This is a genomic window from Mesorhizobium sp. CA13 (assembly GCF_020165235.1).
Classification (GTDB): domain Bacteria; phylum Pseudomonadota; class Alphaproteobacteria; order Rhizobiales; family Rhizobiaceae; genus Mesorhizobium.
The window spans coordinates 22,388-37,209 of record NZ_JAIUHS010000016.1 but is presented as its reverse complement, the minus strand read 5'-3'; the positions used below and the strand labels follow the sequence as shown (position 1 = coordinate 37,209).

The window sequence follows — 14,822 nt, the reverse complement described above, 5'->3', positions numbered from 1 at the left end:
AATGCCGTCGAATGGAGGCGGGGTGTCGTCGAACATCATCGGCGCCATTGCCCGATAATCCGCTCTGAGATCCTTGATCCGAATTTCGCTGGGCATCAGCCGCAAAGTGCCTGGGCGTGCCGTATCGTAATTGGCCCCGCCCGAGCGAAAGAATGTCGCCTTGTGATTTGCCGCCGTCGCCAGCAGCTCGACATCAGCGGCAGCGGCTTTGCCCTTCGGTATCGCGCATCATGGCGAGGCTTTTGAAGCGACAATGCAGAAAAGCTGCCATTGTAAGCTCGTTAGGCAACATTGCGCAACGCGACGTGGTTCCGCAGCGCCTGCATGACACGGGCCTCGAACCCGCCAGCCTCACCGGTTGAAGCGACTAGCGCCTCCGCGCCCCAGCTTTTGGCTATGGCTCCATCAGCAAGAAAAACCGCTCGGCTACAGAGGCTCGGCACGGTCTCCATGACATGCGTGGAAACAATGATGGCGTGACGCTTGCTAGCGGCAAGCTCGATCAACAACGTCTTGACCTCCCATGCCGCCACCGGGTCCAGTCCGTTGAGAGATTCGTCGAAGATGAGCAGCGGCGGAGAGCCGAGCAAGGCGGCGGCGACCGCGATCTTCGAGCGTGTGCCAAGCGAATATTCTTCGATGGGCCGTTCGAGCCATTGTGTAAGGCCAAGCCGCGCCGTGAGGTCGCCGCCGGGCCAGTCACGGGATGCGCACGAACGCAGGGACGCGACCAGATCGAGATATTGCCATCCCGAGAGTGAAGCCGGTAGATCCCAAACATCGATGGCGAGCCCAAAACGAGCCTTGGCGCGTTCCGGCTCGCGAGCGAGATTGATGCCGTCGATGGCGACGGTTCCCATCTGCGGCCGAAGCTGTCCGGTTATGGCCTTGACCAAAGTGGACTTGCCCGAACCGTTCGCGCCCAGAAGGCCCAATATCTCTCCATGCGCCACCGCCAGATCGATACCGGCTATCACCGTTCGCCCGCCATAGCCCGCGCTCAGGCCGGACACAACAAGAAGGTCCTTGTCGGCAACAGCGCTGGTAGCCGTTTCATCCATGATAGTACCTCAAGCGTGCCCGATGCCACAGCCACAGCACGAGAGTGGCAAGGCCCAGCAGAACGGTACGGCCATATTCCAGGGATTCGTAGCTTGTGTAAGTGATCGCGGCCAAGAAGCTGAAGGCAGCAAGCAGCGGGGCGGTCATGAAATAGGCGGCGAAGACAGCATAGGTGCCGTTCAGGATTAGCAGCCAAAGGCCGCTTGCAAGGGGCATCGGCCACGAAGACGGGTCGGCCGCTAGGGCGGCACCGGCCGGCAGGAGGAAGAAGGTAATCGACAGCCGAAGCGGCAGCCACAACAGCCGCAGCCAAACGCAGCCGAAGCTGACCGGCGCGGTGCGCAGGACGGGCGAACCTAGCGGGCGATAGCGCAGCGTTAGCATGAACACGGCCACGCCGCCGACCAGACCGGCAACCGCTCCCGCAACTGCGTTGTGATGGACGAGGCTGAAGGCAGCCGGGATCAAGGCCGCGAGGCTCATCGCGGCACCTGCGCAGGCCAGGCGCCAAGACGACAAGACCGCACCGGCGGGCAGGTTCCATGCCCAGGCTCCAAGCCACGCCGGCTTGGCACGATCGAAACGGTCCAGCTTGAAAAGCTTTCGCCCACGGCGAATCCGGCGTGTCGCAACTATCACCGCATCCGCAAGGTGCAGGGAAGGCGCAGGCAGCAGCGTGTATGTGCCGATCACGAAGCCGACGGCAAACAGCGCACCGCCACCGAGCGCCCACGCCAAGGCGTTCGGCTTTGCGATCATGACGCAGGCTAGTCCCAGGAGGATGACGACAATCACCGTCAAGGGTGCGCCGATGCACGAGGTCGCAAATACCATCATGCGGCGACGGTCGGAGGTCGACACGGGCAGGGCTTTCATGAAGGGTGCATAGGCACGGGCCAGGCTGAGGCGGACGACGCCCGCTCCCACGGAAAGCCCCAGCAGGGTGGCCGAAACCGGCAGCCCGGCAAGCCACAGCCATGGCGATTGCCTCAGGGTGGCTGTGGCAGCGCGCAAGGCAACGGCGATGTCGGCGGTTGCGTAAGCGATGACCAGCGCCCCGCCAAAGCCGATCCACGCAAGATCATAGCGGCGCATGGAGCGCAGAGAGGCCAACACCTCCCGCCATAGCAAGATCAGGACAAGCCTGTCGTATTTCATGACCATCGTTCTCCAAGCCAGCCTTTTCACCCGACTGACTGACGGTCGGTTGAATAAGATCCGATCCCAGTAAAGCATTGTGGTCCCATGAAGGTAGAACCACAACTCAGGACGCCGGCCTTTCCCTGGTCCGCTTTAAAGCAGTCAGCAGATAATCCTGCATCACCCCCTGCAGGTTACCCGTGGCGTCACGGACTTTTTCCATCGCGGCTTGCACAGCCGGCTCGTCGAGCGGTGACGCCTTGACTGCCGCGGCCAAAGCAGCGCGGGCGGTGCGCAGATCGCGCAGCGCCGCAAAAGTGCGTGGGCGGTTCTCCCGCATTACGGCGCGAAATTCCCGCCTGACTTCCGGCGGATAGATGCTGGCGACGTTCTCGATAAGCATACCGGCGGCGGCACTGTTCCGAAGCCCGCGCGCGGCATAGCCGACCATGAAGACGTTGAGGGCGATGGAGAGGCCGAGCAGGACGAGAACCGCCGCCCAGAGCGACGATCGACGTGTCATAGCGCGCCCTCCGATCCGTCATCGGCGGAAAGGCCGATAAGGTCGTTCCCCAGCGGCGCTCCCGCTGCCAGCGCCAGAAGTTGCACATCGAACGGATCGCCCTGCGATGCCGCCATCTGATACCCTCCGGTCGCCAGAGCGACGAGAAGCAGGGCTCCGCACGCCGCCATAGCGGCGGGCTTCAGCAGGATGCCGGAAAGAAACAAGCCGAGGTGCGATCCGCGATCCGCGTTGATGCGTGCGAGGACCTGGCGGGCCACCTTGCCTTCGTCTGTCTCCAGAAGGGCCGCTTCCAGGACCAGCCAGTCCAGCTCGTCATCCTGACCGGGGTTCTTGATCGACATGTTCAGGGCCTGCTGCCGAAAGGGCGCCGGCCAGGCCGCAATGTCGTTTCCAAAACGACGCTTCAGCTCCTCGAAATCATCGCTGGTCATTGCATTTTCCCTTCGCGGCCTCATGGCCCGCCATGTGGTCTTTCATATGATCCCTCAGGCCGCGCCGGGCACGCACGAGCAATTGCTCGACCGAACCGGCGCTCGATCCCATGACCTCGGCAATGGCCGGCACGTCGAGGTCGCCCACGACACGCAAAAGCAAAGCCATGCGCTGCCGTTCCGGCAGGCGCGTCAGGCCGTCCCTTGCGATCGACAATTCCTGGCGGCCCGTAATCGCTGCGTCGACATCGGGCGTTTCCGACGCTGGATCGTTTTCGAGATCGTCGAGCCCAATGAAACTGCGAAAGGCGCGACGGCGACGCCGGTCGATGCAGCGATTTGCCGTGATCCTGTAAAGCCATGTCGAGGCGCTCGCCTTTTGCGAGTCGAAGCGGCCGGCATTCTTCCACACGCTCACGAACACGTCCTGCACCACATCCTCAGCATCACTAGCGTTTCCGAGGTAGCGGGCGGCAAAGACGCGCAGCCCACGACCGTGACGGGCAATGAGCTGCGCAAGCGCGCCCTGATCGCCCGCCGCGATCCGCGCCACAAGCTTGTCGTCCCCACGCCGCTCTCCATCCTGCACGACAATATTTATCCCGTTCGTCCCGGCTCAGCGGCGAAAGCGACGGAAACCGTACCACTTGCTGCCGCCCGGACCGGTAAAGGTTCCGACCGAACGCGTGCGGAACGGACCATGAGCGGACAGACTTTGGCCCGAAAATGTCTTGCCGTTGGCCGTCACGCCGGAATAGCTCCTGGAGCAGCGCGCGACAACGCCGTTCGCGCACGTCGAGGTGGATGTGTAGGTGCCGCCATTGACACCGGTGCGGGTGGTGGAGCCGGAAAAGATCCCGCCGCCTTCGTCGGTCAGGCCGCGGTTGATCTCGCCGCCATTGACGGTTTTTCGCGTCCATTCCTGGGCGCCCGCTGGGCCGGCGGCCGAAACGGCGAGGACCACGCCGAGCAAGAGCATAGAGAATTTGACAGAAGTCATCATATCCGGAATTCCTTCGTTCAGGGTGACGGCGGTCAGCCGTGGTGTCGGGCGAAGAGGTCGCGGATGAAGACGATCTCGTCGGGCGAAAGCTTTCCATCGCCATTCCTGTCGGCCAAATCGAAAAGCGGTGTGCTGGAGCGGAACTCATCAGCCGAAACCTTGCCGTCGCCATTGGTGTCTACACGTCGCATGGCATTGCCCAGTCTCGCCGCGGCTGCCTCCGCCCGGTCCATGATGGCGTCGCGGGCCACCTCGATCTCGTCCTTGTCGATGACGCCGTCGCCATTGCGGTCAAGCCTCGAGAACAGGCGCTGCCGGCCGGCAAGAATCTCGTCCTTCGAGATCACGCCGTCGCCATTGGTGTCGATACGCTGGAAGAGACGGCCGCTGGATAGGTCCTGGGCGTGGGCGGCGGAAAGCGGTGCAAGCCCTAGGCACAGCGATGTAAGGAAAACAGAAGTCCTCACGATGGTGATCCTTTTCGTTCGATGAGGAAGCCCCTTTTGGCGACCTTGCCTGCCGATACGCAGCGCCGGCCCTCCCTCCTACGCGGCGGGGAAAAATTTCCGTCGCGGCTCAAAGTCTCTGCGTCGCGCGTAGGAGCCGGGCGGCCGCTGCGTAGAGGCCCATGAAGGACGGCCCGCGGCGGGCCGCCTTCTTCGAAACGGAGAGCGGAGATGAAAAGGATTTCGATGGCCCTCGGCGCCTTGCTGATCACAATAGGCAGCGCGGCAGCGACGGATAGGGAGCGTGCACGCGAGCTCTTCCGCCAGATCGATACAAACGGCGACAGAAAGCTCGAATTCAACGAGATCGCGGCCGCACGGGCGAGACTGTTCGACCGCACGGACACTAATCACAACGGCGTTCTCGATCCCGGTGAGATCCAAGCGGCGATGGAACGGGCAAAGTCGACGCAGGACGGCGCGCAGCACGCACAACTGGCCGACATGCAGCAACGCAAGGGGGAAATGGACAGCAACGGCGACGGTAGGATCTCGCGCGGCGAGTTCGCCAGCTTCGTTCCCGATCGGCTGTTGAAGGCCGATGCCAATGGCGACCGGGCTCTGTCGCTGGGCGAACTGCGTTCGCTGCGCCGGCAATAGACACCGCCTCATTTTTTGAAAGGATCAGGATCATGATAAAAGTTTCGACAGCGATCGGCGCAGCGCTGCTTGCCATTTCGGCCACCATTAAGCAGGCCGGCGCGATGCCGCTTCAGCCTTTGCCGGAGGCCACCGTTCAGGCGAGTGGCACGACGGAAGTCTATTTTCGCAGGGGCTTCTATGCCGCCGGCGGTTTCTACTATTTCAACGGATACAGAGGATATGTCCGCTTCCGGCCGGGCTATCGCTATTATAACGGTTACTGGTTTCCAGTTGGCGCCTTCGCGGCGGGCATGCTGGCCGGCGCGAGCATTGCAAATCCGTTTCCGCCTGCGCCCCGACCAGACGCACGTCTAGCCGCCGCCCATGTCAGGTGGTGCTACGCCCACTACGTCTCCTACCGCGCCTGGGACAACACCTACCAGCCCTATGGCGGACCGCGCCGGCAGTGCTGGTCGCCCTACAGCTGATCTTGGCGTCAAAACGCCGGACAGCTACCTTTGTCGATATCATCCCTGTTCGGCACCTTTTTTGGTGACGGACGAGGCCATGCGTCATCGTGCGGCCTCGTCGTTCAAGGAGCGCAGATTTGTTACGCAATCGCCCGATGCCCGTCAGTGCGTTCATACCGGTATTGTCTTATCCTGATGTCGAAAAGGCCAGCCTTCGGCTTTGCGATGCATTCGGTTTCGAACGCCGGCTGCTGGTCGGCAGCCGGCGTTGCGACTTTCACATATTCGACGCCATGTATCTCAAAGGCAACTTCAAGGTTTCATTGTTCGTCGTAGAGATCACGGGGAAGTTGGGACGGGCCCCTGCCGACGAGGCCGGCGAGCCGTGGTAAATTCCAGCGGTCCTGGTCATTTAGGTTCTCGCAGCTTCCGAGCTTCCTTGACGAGCACGGCAAGATTGCCTCCGTGGGTTTGGATCAGTTCTTGTGCCTGTTGCTCTGTGAGCCCATTTACCGCAGCGAAATAGCCGAGCTGATCTGCATCGCTTGGCGAAATGCGATTTGGATGGCGCACATCGCTTTGGGCGCTGTCACGTTCGAAATTGAAAATATTCATACGGCGGCGCACGACGTCCTCGCATCAGTTTGTGGGTCCAGCCAGCCTGGCGACAGGGTTGCGCAAGGAATGAAGACGGGCCCGGTCCGCCGTCGGGGCTTGGGCCGCATCCCGGTTGTTTGCTGTAGACACATGGCTGGCCGCTCTCCGCACGAACGCGACCGAACTATGCCCAAGGGACATTGTTCCCGACGGCAATGTTACCGCGAGCGGTGGGAGGCCAAGCGGAACGAAACTCTCGCAATAGGTCCGCATGCTGGTGGAAAGGCAGTCAGGCAACTGCCGACAGGAGAGACACATCGAAGCTCGCCAAACCATAGCGCCAGCGATGGTTCGTCGCGGCAACGCGACTTTGGTAAAAAAGGGTCAGCCGCTCGCCGTCAATCATCACCGTCGAGTGGCCGTTTTCCCCAGGCCCGCCCGGATCGAGCACTGGACCAAGCGAGACGAAAGGTCCGGTAACGGCGCCCGCAATGGCGAAAAATACCCGCTGACGGCTACCCCGCGGTCCGTGCGGAAGGAAGCAAGTGGCGTTGAGGAGCACACGACCATCCGGAAGCTCCACCAGTTGAGCGCCTTCAATTCCCCATTCGTAGTCGGGATCTTCCCGCGTGTTGTGGTGGGGGATTTCGTTGTGATCCAGGATTTTGCCCAACCGCTTCCAGGGCCCGAACCATGAATCGGACTGGCTTCGAGCCAAATAGATATCCGGCTGCGGGACGCGGGTGAATTCCGGCATGCCGGAATAAACGATGTAGCGCTTACCGCCGATGAGAGCCGGATGCGGATCATAGATGCCGTCTTCATCCGTCCCCGGCAGGGACAGGATTGCCGGGTTGAGCACCACCCAGTTGAAACCGTCGTTGGACACTGCGTGTTCGCAACGGCCGCCAGATTTCATGAACTCGGTTTGGATGAACATGTGGAAGACGCCGTCTTCGTGCACGACACCCGGGGCCGCAACGCCCGAACCCTTGACCGGAAGCCCGATGGGCGCGTGCTCCGTCCACGGTCCATGCAGTTCAGGCGCGGTTGCGTGAAGGATCTTCCAGGTCTCGCTCGTTACCGTGCCGCTCGACCCGAACACATGCCAGAGCCGGCCGTCGTAAACCGGGCATGGATCCTTGAGATCGTCTACCGCCTGCGGGTGAAACAACGGGAACACATTCGTCTCAAAATCGATCTTCATCGTCTGTCCCAGCGATTGTCGGCCGTGAGAGCTCTCACGCTTCAGCCCGACGAAACAGTTCAAGCCGTCAGCTATTTTAGCTGCTCATTCAACCAAAATGCGGCGTCCGCGCGGCCGTCCCCAGAAAGCTGCCTGCAGCCATGGCCGCCCTCTTAGGCGCAGCCCACGCCCGTCTGGATATCGCTCGCTGCAGCTGGAACAAGTTATTCAGCGGAGTGTTAGACATGTCGCAGGAACAGCTTCCTGCAACTGGCGATTAACAAATGTTATACGCAGTCTAAACGGCGATGTCATCAAGGGAACTCTTTATATGGACGCAGCGATAAGAATACCGGCCCTCGTCGAAACCAGAAAAGAACAAGATTTACTGGTGTGTTTTTCCCATTTGCGGTGGAATTTCGTCCATCAGCGCCCACAGCACATTCTCACCCTTGCCTCGGGAGAGCACCAGATCGTCTACTTCGAGGAACCTATCTTCGAAGAATGCTCTCACTCATCCATTCGGTTTTGCGAAGCGGCGCCGGGCATCCGGATCGCGACCCCCTTGCTACCGATCGGCACCAGCCCCGCGAGGGCGGATGCGATCCAGCGCAGATATCTTGACCGGATCATCGCGTCGACACCGCACGCTCAGTTGACCGCCTGGTATTATACCCCGATGGCGTTGCGCTTCAGCGCGCATATTAATTTCGACGTGTGCGTGTATGACTGCATGGACGAGCTTTCGGCATTCAAGAATGCGCCGGCCCAACTCGCGCTAAGGGAACGGGCGCTCTTCGAGCGCGCCGATCTGGTCTTCACCGGCGGCCTAAGCCTGTTCGAAGCGAAGCGCTGCCAGCATCGGGCAATCTACCCTTTCCCCAGCAGCATCGACGTCAGCCATTTTCAAAAGGCGAGGAAGCCCGGCGAGGAGCCAGCGGATCAACTGGCCATCCCACACCCTCGGGTAGGCTTCTTCGGCGTCATCGACGAGCGCCTCGATATCGATCTCGTGGCGCAGGCTTCAAGGACGATGCCAGACGTGCATTTCGTAATGCTTGGTCCGGTCGTGAAAATCGATCCTGACCTCCTGCCGAGAGCCGAAAACCTGCATTGGCTCGGCAACAAAGCCTATATGGACCTGCCCGATTACCTCCGGCATTGGGACGTGGGCTGGATGCCCTTCGCGCTCAATGAAGCCACGCGTTTCATCAGTCCGACGAAAACTCCCGAGTTCCTCGCCGCGGGTCTGCCCGTGATCTCGACTGCAATCGTCGACGTCGTGCGGAGCTACGGCGCCGCAGGACTCGTGGATATTGCGGATGCCGACGATATCGAGCCCAAGCTACGCTCACTGCTGGCGCAGCCGCGCGACACGCGGCTGCCAGCGGTCGATGCCTATCTCGCCAACATGTCCTGGCAGCGAACCTGGGAAGCCATGGCCGCCCACATCAAGCAAGCCAGTGCAAGCAAGAAGGTCGTGCCCTTCCGCAGGAGCGCATGACATGTTCGACTGGCTGATCGTCGGAGCCGGCTTTGCCGGCAGTGTTCTCGCGGAAAGGATCGCCTCGCAAAGAGGCGAAAGCGTTCTCCTCATCGACCGTCGCAGCCACATCGGCGGCAACGCGTATGACTGCTACAACGAAGCGGGCATTCTCATCCATCGTTATGGACCACATATATTCCACACGAACGCGCAATCGATCGTTGACTATCTGTCGCAATTCACCGCCTGGCGGCCTTACGAGCACCGTGTGCTCGCTTTCGTGGACGGCAAGCTTCTGCCGATCCCGATCAACCTCGACACGATCAACCGCCTCTACGGTCTGGAGCTGAGTTCGGCAGAGCTGGAACAGTTCTTCGCCTCGCGTCGGGAAACCGTCGAGGAAGTCCACACCGCCGAGGATGTGGTTGTCAGCACGGTTGGCAGAGAACTCTATGAGAAATTCTTCCGCGGCTACACCAGAAAGCAGTGGGGGGTCGACCCCAGCCAGTTGAACAAGTCTGTCACGGCCCGCGTTCCGACCAGAACGAACCGCGACGATCGTTATTTCGGCGACAGCGTCCAGCAGATGCCGGCCGGCGGCTATACGCGCATGTTCGAACGAATGTTGGACAATCCCAACATCAAGATCATGCTGCAGACCGATTATCGCGATGTGCGAGAGCGGATTCCTTTCCGGCGGATGATCTACACCGGACCGATTGACGAGTTCTTTGACTGGAAGCTTGGCCGTCTGCCCTATCGCTCATTGCGCTTCGAGCATGTCACCCTCGACTGCGAGCAGTTTCAACCGGTCGCGGTGGTCAACTATCCGCAAACGGAAGCCTATACGCGCATCACCGAGTACAAGCATTTGACTGGCCAGAAGAATGTCCGGACCAGCCTCACCTACGAATACCCGACAGATATTGGTGACCCATACTACCCTGTGCCGCGTTCGGAAAATGAGGCCCTCTACAAACAATATGAGGCGCTTTCTGCAAATTGCCCGAACGTCTGGTTCGTTGGCCGTCTAGCCACGTATCGCTACTACAATATGGATCAGGTCGTAGGACAGGCTTTGGCCACTTTCGCGCGTATCCAAAAGGAGCTTCCGGCTACGCCCGATTTGCAGACGGCTATGGCGGCGCCCGCTTAGACGCCCCTCCCTCTATCCGAGACAGCAAGGTCGCGCGCGTCAAGAATGGAATAGCTTCTGCTGCCTCGCGAGTTCATCGGCTAGCGGACGGCGGATGCGGCGCGAGCCGTCCGCGTGGACAACGGAAAACAGGCCGACTTCGGCGTGGCGGGAATTGTCCCATCCGGGATAGGCGGTGATTGGGTAGAGGCAGATAGCCTCGATCGGGACTCCTTGGCTGATCGCGGTCCGAACTTCATCGCATACGTAGTGAAGCCATGCGGGGCCGGCGGAACCCTCGGCGCCGGTTTCTGCAATGTACATGGGCCTGGTGTAGCGTCGGGCGACCTCGACTAGCATCTCTGATAGAGCCCGGTATTCATGATGGCCCATCGGGATTGTCGGCCCATGCAGATACCATTGGTTGTGTGGATAAAAGTTAAGGCCAATCACATCGATCAGATCCTCGGCTCCTCCTAACTCAGGCGCGATACGGCCCAACAGCATGTCATACGCTTCGAATTGCCCTTGGCGGACCTTCTCCGCACGACTGACCTCCGTGCGGGTGCGGTCGCGCGGGGCGATGTGGATAAGCGGTTCAGCCCAGACGAATACGCACTCGGGGTCAGCCTCACGCATTGCACGGATACCCTGTACAGCTGCCTTGATTAGATGGCGCTTGAACCAGCCACTCTTTTTAGGTCCGGCTGGCGGAAAATAGCCGACTTCGACTGCCCATGCGAAGAACGATATTTCGTTGATGGGACAGACTACCGCAGCTTTCCCGGTCACTGCCCGGTGTAGTCGGATCGCTTCGGCTGCGAAAGACGCATAGCTCTGGATCATCTGTTCGCTGCCCTGGTCGAGGTGGTCGGGAGACCCATAGTGAAAGACATCCCAGATGACCTGAACGCCGGCGGCACTCGCGGCGTCCAGCATGGATTTCCAATTCGACCAATCGTAGACACCCGGCGCCGTTTCGATCAGATGCCACCGCAGTCCATCACGAATGGTTCTCAATCCCAAGTCTGAGCATCTACGGTAGTCGTCCTCAGCGTGAATGTCGTGGCTGGTTGCGCGGATAAGGTCCAGACGCCGGCCATCTTTGCGACGATGCGAAGAACATTCGAATCCCGCCATGAAGAAGCTGTCGAAATGGATTGGGAGAAAGTGATCACGCATCAAACTTTTCTTTACCCCTCTTGGCGTTTTTCTGTCCACGTCACCCGGGCACAATGCCCAGGAGGGCCGCGACGTCCGCAAGCAGATGGCCGCGGCAGCGCAGGTCCATCGCCTGCAGGTGCGCGAAGCTCGGCTCCCCGCAGCACGCAGCGGTAAGGCTTGTTGGTGCCGTCCGCGGCCAAGCCGCATTGGCTCAGCTTTTTGGGCGAAGCAGGCCTATGTGAGCGAGCTCGAGCGCAACGCGAAAGACGCCGTGCGCCGCCGGATGCTGCGGCCCAAAATTGATATTGAAATCCCTTCCGGCGCTCTCGGCCACGAACGTTAGCTTCCCCCACGACGGTGACGAACTCAGAACGGAGCAGGATGTTCCAAGCTTGCTTTTTGCGGGCCTGCGGGCGGTGCTGCGCGCCGCCGCGACGTGATGCGGCTTGCGGATTGGCCAGATCGGTCTTCGATTTTGTTCAAGCCTACTGTCGAGCAGCACGCGGCCTGCAACGCCGACAGCGCCCTTGGCAGCGGCTTCGCTACCGGGTCACCTTTGCCGCGCTCCTTTCAACAAATGAGATTTCCGCCTTCTTCTTGTTACCATAGCTTCTGGTGACAACAACGTCAGACGGAGTTGAAATGAAGCCGATCGATAAGTGGGCTGATGCCTACGAACCATCTGAATTCGCCGCCAAGCATGGTCTCACGCTCGATCAGGCAAAGGCAGTCATTAGCTCCAATGGGCCCTCCAGGCACAGCTGTGATATGGGGGCCAAGGCGTTTGTAAGAGCTCTCGAAACCAAGCGTGATAGACAGTCCGGTGCAGGAAAATAGAGGCGATCCGCAATCCTTGGCGCGCGAACTGCGCCTTCCAATATCATGGGCACGATACGCCCGAGGGGCCCCCCACGATGTTGGATCGGGCACCCCACCCTGCGAGCCGGTGTCGCGCCTTCGCAAACGCAATCCACAGCCGTTACGGATGATTCAGGCTTCGGTGAGCTTCTTGTTCCGGTCGCAAAGAGTTCCCATGGGCATTGCTCCTTGCCGTCCAACAGCCGTGGGCGCCCCACGCGCTTGCCTCGGCCGACTACATGGCAATTCGATTGCGCGGGCATAATACCGCCCAAAGGAACAATCGGTTCAGCCGGATGTTCGCCGAACCACTCAGGAGGATCGGATGGGAAACGGGAAAGTGGCGGTCGTCACCGGCGCCTCGAGCCGCATCGGCAAGAAGCTCGCGAAACTTTGTGCCGAGAACGGCTATGGCCTCGTCGTCGCCGCCGACGAGCCTGCAATAGAACTGGCGGCCGAGGCGCTCCGGTCGCATGACGTCTCGGTTGACGCAGTGGAGGCCAATCTTGCAAGCGAGGAGGGCGCCGACAAATTGATCGCCGAAATCGGAGACCGTGACATCGATCTTCTGCTCCTCAATGCAGGGCGCGGCCTGGGCCGGGGCTTTGTCGACCAGGGCTGGGGCGAGGCACGCCGCGTCATCGAATACCAACGTCACCGGCACGGCGCATCTCGCTCAACGACTCGGTTGCAAAATGATCCGGCGCGGTCACGGCAGGATCCTGTTTACCGGCTCTGTTGCCGGCTTCATGCCGGGCACCTTCCAGCCGGTCTACAACGGAACCAAGGCATTCATCGATTCTTTCGCCATCGCGCTGCGTCATGAGCTGAAGGACAGCGGCGTGAGTGTGACTGTGCTGATGCCGGGCGCCGCGCAGACGCGTTTTTTCGAACGCGCCGACATGATGGATACCGAGATCGGGGTGCAAGGGAAGGACAGTCCCGTCGATGTAGCCAGAGACGGCTACGACGCCACGATGGCGGCGAGGAACAGGTCGTCAGCGGTTGGACGAACAAGATGCAGGTCGCCGCCGCACATGTCACCCCGGCCGGCACGCTGGCCGAACAGCACCGCAAACTAGCCGAGCCGGGCTCGGCGAAAGATCGCTGAGGGCGCGGACGCGATCCGGGAACATTCAAGCCCAGCGCCAGTTCGGCCATATCCGCGAGTATCGAAACTCATAGAGAACCGCCCGATGAAAGCTCTGACTTGGCACGGTAAAGGCGACATTCGTTGCGAACAGGTCGCCGATCCCACGATCGAGGACGACCGCGACATCGTCATTAAGGTGACCTGCTGCGCCATATGCGGCTCGGACCTGCATCTGATGGACGGCTACATGCCGACGATGGAATCGGGCGACGTGCTGGGTCACGAGACCATGGGCGAAGTGGTGGAGGTTGGTCGCAACCACACAAAGTTCAACAAAGGCGATCGCGTCGTCGTTCCCTTCAACATCTCGTGCGGAGAATGCTGGTTCTGCCAGAACGGCCTGTTTTCGCTCTGCGACAGGTCCAACCCTAATGCCGAGCAGGCCGCCAAAATCATGGGCCAGTCGCCCGCGGGCCTGTTTGGCTATTCGCATCTGCTCGGCGGTTACTGGGGCGGACAGGCCGAGTATCTGCGCGTGCCCTTTGCCGATGTCGGCCCGATCAAGGTGCCTGACGGCATCGATGACGAGCAGGTGCTGTTCCTCTCCGACATCTTACCCACCGGCTACATGGCGGCCGAAAACGCCGGAATCCAGGAAGGCGACACCGTCGCCGTCTGGGGCTGCGGTCCAGTCGGTCAGTTCGCAATCCAGAGCGCTTGGATGCTCGGCGCTGGTCGCGTCATCGCCATCGACAAGGTGCCGGAGCGGCTCGCCATGGCACGCGACTACGGCAAGGCAGAGACGCTCGATTTCAGCAACTCCGATATCTTTGATGCGCTGATGGCCATGACGGACGGGCGCGGTCCGGACAGTTGCATCGACTGTGTCGGGACCGAGGCAGATGCCACGGCCACGGCCGATTCCATGCTCGATAAGGCTAAGACGACCGTCTATCTCGGCACCGACCGGCCACATGTGCTGCGCGAGGCGATCTATTGCTGCCGCAAGGGCGGCACCATCTCGGTGCCTGGCGTCTATATAGGCCTGGTCGACCACATCCCGTTCGGCGCGGCGATGAATAAGGGGCTGACGTTCCGCATGGGCCAGACCCACACGCAGCGCTACCTCGATCCGCTCCTTCAGAAAGTGCTGAATGGCGATATCGATCCGGCCTTCGTCATCACTCACCGCGCCGGTCTCGACGAAGGACCCGGCCTCTACAAGACATTCCGCGACAAGCAAGACGGCTGCATCAAGGTGGTGATGCGCCCGCATGGCTGATCGCGCGGACACTCAGGGGTCGGGCCTTGCAGAGGGTCCGGGGTTTTTAGCCGATCAGCAGAACAATGCGGCAATGATGCGCCAGGCATGTTCCTCATCGGTGTGCCGTATTCATCGATGTCCGGCGGCGATCACGAAACCAAAATTGCCGCGCTGAAAGGGCGCTGCGGACCACCGAAAGCCTAGCAAAAATAAGCTACATTCCTTGATAACCCGGCGCTTCTGCATTGGCTTGTTCTGGATTGGAATCCGTATAAAAGTTGTTGCGGGATGCAAATGCGAGTGGCCCGCGCTGGCTCGT

The 14,822-nt window shown here is 60.7% G+C and carries 16 protein-coding genes and 2 pseudogenes; 7 read left to right on the top strand and 11 right to left on the bottom strand.

Annotation, left to right across the window (positions count from 1 at the left end; genetic code table 11):
- Positions 1-281: 281 nt before the first annotated feature.
- The 7 genes from LB566_RS26890 to LB566_RS26860 all read right to left on the bottom strand — a co-directional run bounded on the left by LB566_RS26890 (position 282) and on the right by LB566_RS26860 (position 4,629).
- Entirely contained in the window at positions 282-1,061 is a 780-nt protein-coding gene (locus LB566_RS26890) for an ABC transporter ATP-binding protein (RefSeq protein WP_140552606.1), read from the bottom strand.
- The gene (locus LB566_RS26885; protein WP_224628932.1) at positions 1,054-2,220 is read right to left on the bottom strand and encodes a hypothetical protein; all 1,167 of its coding nucleotides are present in this window, start codon (positions 2,218-2,220) and stop codon (positions 1,054-1,056) included. The genes LB566_RS26890 and LB566_RS26885 overlap by 8 nt, the downstream gene beginning before the upstream one ends.
- A gap of 106 nt (positions 2,221-2,326) precedes the next feature.
- Positions 2,327-2,725: a periplasmic heavy metal sensor gene (locus tag LB566_RS26880; protein WP_140552607.1), complete on the bottom strand. Its 399-nt coding sequence runs from the start codon at positions 2,723-2,725 to the stop codon at positions 2,327-2,329.
- Complete coding sequence (locus LB566_RS26875; RefSeq protein ID WP_140552608.1) at positions 2,722-3,159, bottom strand: hypothetical protein; 438 nt, start codon at positions 3,157-3,159, stop codon at positions 2,722-2,724. The genes LB566_RS26880 and LB566_RS26875 overlap by 4 nt, the downstream gene beginning before the upstream one ends.
- Positions 3,146-3,748: an RNA polymerase sigma factor gene (locus tag LB566_RS26870; protein WP_224628929.1), complete on the bottom strand. Its 603-nt coding sequence runs from the start codon at positions 3,746-3,748 to the stop codon at positions 3,146-3,148. Before LB566_RS26870 ends, LB566_RS26875 begins: the two co-directional genes overlap by 14 nt.
- 27 nt (positions 3,749-3,775) lie before the next feature.
- A complete protein-coding gene (locus LB566_RS26865) occupies positions 3,776-4,162 on the bottom strand; it encodes a hypothetical protein (RefSeq protein ID WP_224628928.1) in 387 nt (128 codons plus the stop codon).
- 32 nt (positions 4,163-4,194) lie between these two features.
- Positions 4,195-4,629 carry an EF-hand domain-containing protein gene (locus LB566_RS26860; protein WP_224628926.1) on the bottom strand — a complete coding sequence of 145 codons (435 nt, stop codon included), beginning with the start codon at positions 4,627-4,629 and terminating at the stop codon, positions 4,195-4,197.
- A gap of 210 nt (positions 4,630-4,839) precedes the next feature.
- On the opposite strand from LB566_RS26860, the gene LB566_RS26855 reads away from it, so the two are divergent.
- From LB566_RS26855 to LB566_RS26845, 3 genes are all read left to right on the top strand, one after another.
- Positions 4,840-5,268 carry an EF-hand domain-containing protein gene (locus LB566_RS26855; protein WP_140552611.1) on the top strand — a complete coding sequence of 143 codons (429 nt, stop codon included), beginning with the start codon at positions 4,840-4,842 and terminating at the stop codon, positions 5,266-5,268.
- A 32-nt stretch (positions 5,269-5,300) separates the two neighbouring features.
- Positions 5,301-5,738, top strand: a complete 438-nt coding sequence (locus LB566_RS26850) for a BA14K family protein (protein ID WP_140552612.1) — start codon at positions 5,301-5,303, stop codon at positions 5,736-5,738.
- Positions 5,739-5,857: 119 nt separating this feature from the next.
- Positions 5,858-6,112 carry a hypothetical protein gene (locus LB566_RS26845; RefSeq protein ID WP_224628923.1) on the top strand — a complete coding sequence of 85 codons (255 nt, stop codon included), beginning with the start codon at positions 5,858-5,860 and terminating at the stop codon, positions 6,110-6,112.
- Between the two features lie 16 nt (positions 6,113-6,128).
- On the opposite strand, the gene LB566_RS26840 is transcribed toward LB566_RS26845, so the two are convergent.
- Together LB566_RS26840 and LB566_RS26835 are read right to left on the bottom strand one after the other, a co-directional pair.
- Positions 6,129-6,335 carry a DUF3606 domain-containing protein gene (locus LB566_RS26840; RefSeq protein ID WP_140552613.1) on the bottom strand — a complete coding sequence of 69 codons (207 nt, stop codon included), beginning with the start codon at positions 6,333-6,335 and terminating at the stop codon, positions 6,129-6,131.
- Positions 6,336-6,606: 271 nt separating this feature from the next.
- Positions 6,607-7,524, bottom strand: a complete 918-nt coding sequence (locus LB566_RS26835; RefSeq protein WP_140552614.1) for a hypothetical protein — start codon at positions 7,522-7,524, stop codon at positions 6,607-6,609.
- Positions 7,525-7,834: 310 nt separating this feature from the next.
- On the opposite strand from LB566_RS26835, the gene LB566_RS26830 reads away from it, so the two are divergent.
- Both LB566_RS26830 and glf read left to right on the top strand, forming a co-directional pair.
- Complete coding sequence (locus tag LB566_RS26830) at positions 7,835-9,007, top strand: glycosyltransferase (protein ID WP_140552615.1); 1,173 nt, start codon at positions 7,835-7,837, stop codon at positions 9,005-9,007.
- 1 nt (position 9,008) lies between these two features.
- Positions 9,009-10,145 carry a UDP-galactopyranose mutase gene (glf, locus tag LB566_RS26825; protein ID WP_140552616.1) on the top strand — a complete coding sequence of 379 codons (1,137 nt, stop codon included), beginning with the start codon at positions 9,009-9,011 and terminating at the stop codon, positions 10,143-10,145.
- A 39-nt stretch (positions 10,146-10,184) separates the two neighbouring features.
- Here the strand turns inward: glf and LB566_RS26820 are convergent, their stop codons facing one another.
- Positions 10,185-11,306 carry a beta-glucosidase gene (locus LB566_RS26820; RefSeq protein ID WP_140552617.1) on the bottom strand — a complete coding sequence of 374 codons (1,122 nt, stop codon included), beginning with the start codon at positions 11,304-11,306 and terminating at the stop codon, positions 10,185-10,187.
- A gap of 40 nt (positions 11,307-11,346) precedes the next feature.
- Positions 11,347-11,488, bottom strand: a pseudogene (locus LB566_RS26815) (NADH-quinone oxidoreductase subunit D); the annotation flags it as partial.
- A gap of 983 nt (positions 11,489-12,471) precedes the next feature.
- On the opposite strand from LB566_RS26815, the pseudogene LB566_RS26810 reads away from it, so the two are divergent.
- Positions 12,472-13,257 (top strand): annotated as a pseudogene (locus LB566_RS26810) (SDR family NAD(P)-dependent oxidoreductase).
- An 85-nt stretch (positions 13,258-13,342) separates the two neighbouring features.
- On the top strand, positions 13,343-14,521 hold the full coding sequence (locus tag LB566_RS26805; protein ID WP_224628921.1) for a zinc-dependent alcohol dehydrogenase: 1,179 nt from the start codon (positions 13,343-13,345) through the stop codon (positions 14,519-14,521).
- Positions 14,522-14,822 lie beyond the last annotated feature (301 nt).

What these genes read in the sequence shown, in the direction of transcription:
- LB566_RS26850 (WP_140552612.1), top strand. Translation starts at nt 5,301, where the DNA reads ATGATAAAAGTTTCGACAGCGATCGGCGCAGCGCTGCTTGCCATTTCG.
- glf (WP_140552616.1), top strand. Translation starts at nt 9,009, where the DNA reads ATGTTCGACTGGCTGATCGTCGGAGCCGGCTTTGCCGGCAGTGTTCTC.
- LB566_RS26840 (WP_140552613.1), bottom strand. Translation starts at nt 6,335, where the DNA reads ATGAATATTTTCAATTTCGAACGTGACAGCGCCCAAAGCGATGTGCGC.
- LB566_RS26880 (WP_140552607.1), bottom strand. Translation starts at nt 2,725, where the DNA reads ATGACACGTCGATCGTCGCTCTGGGCGGCGGTTCTCGTCCTGCTCGGC.
- LB566_RS26855 (WP_140552611.1), top strand. Translation starts at nt 4,840, where the DNA reads ATGAAAAGGATTTCGATGGCCCTCGGCGCCTTGCTGATCACAATAGGC.
- LB566_RS26805 (WP_224628921.1), top strand. Translation starts at nt 13,343, where the DNA reads ATGAAAGCTCTGACTTGGCACGGTAAAGGCGACATTCGTTGCGAACAG.
- LB566_RS26820 (WP_140552617.1), bottom strand. Translation starts at nt 11,306, where the DNA reads ATGCGTGATCACTTTCTCCCAATCCATTTCGACAGCTTCTTCATGGCG.
- LB566_RS26830 (WP_140552615.1), top strand. Translation starts at nt 7,835, where the DNA reads ATGGACGCAGCGATAAGAATACCGGCCCTCGTCGAAACCAGAAAAGAA.
- LB566_RS26835 (WP_140552614.1), bottom strand. Translation starts at nt 7,524, where the DNA reads ATGAAGATCGATTTTGAGACGAATGTGTTCCCGTTGTTTCACCCGCAG.
- LB566_RS26890 (WP_140552606.1), bottom strand. Translation starts at nt 1,061, where the DNA reads ATGGATGAAACGGCTACCAGCGCTGTTGCCGACAAGGACCTTCTTGTT.
- LB566_RS26865 (WP_224628928.1), bottom strand. Translation starts at nt 4,162, where the DNA reads ATGATGACTTCTGTCAAATTCTCTATGCTCTTGCTCGGCGTGGTCCTC.
- LB566_RS26885 (WP_224628932.1), bottom strand. Translation starts at nt 2,220, where the DNA reads ATGAAATACGACAGGCTTGTCCTGATCTTGCTATGGCGGGAGGTGTTG.
- LB566_RS26875 (WP_140552608.1), bottom strand. Translation starts at nt 3,159, where the DNA reads ATGACCAGCGATGATTTCGAGGAGCTGAAGCGTCGTTTTGGAAACGAC.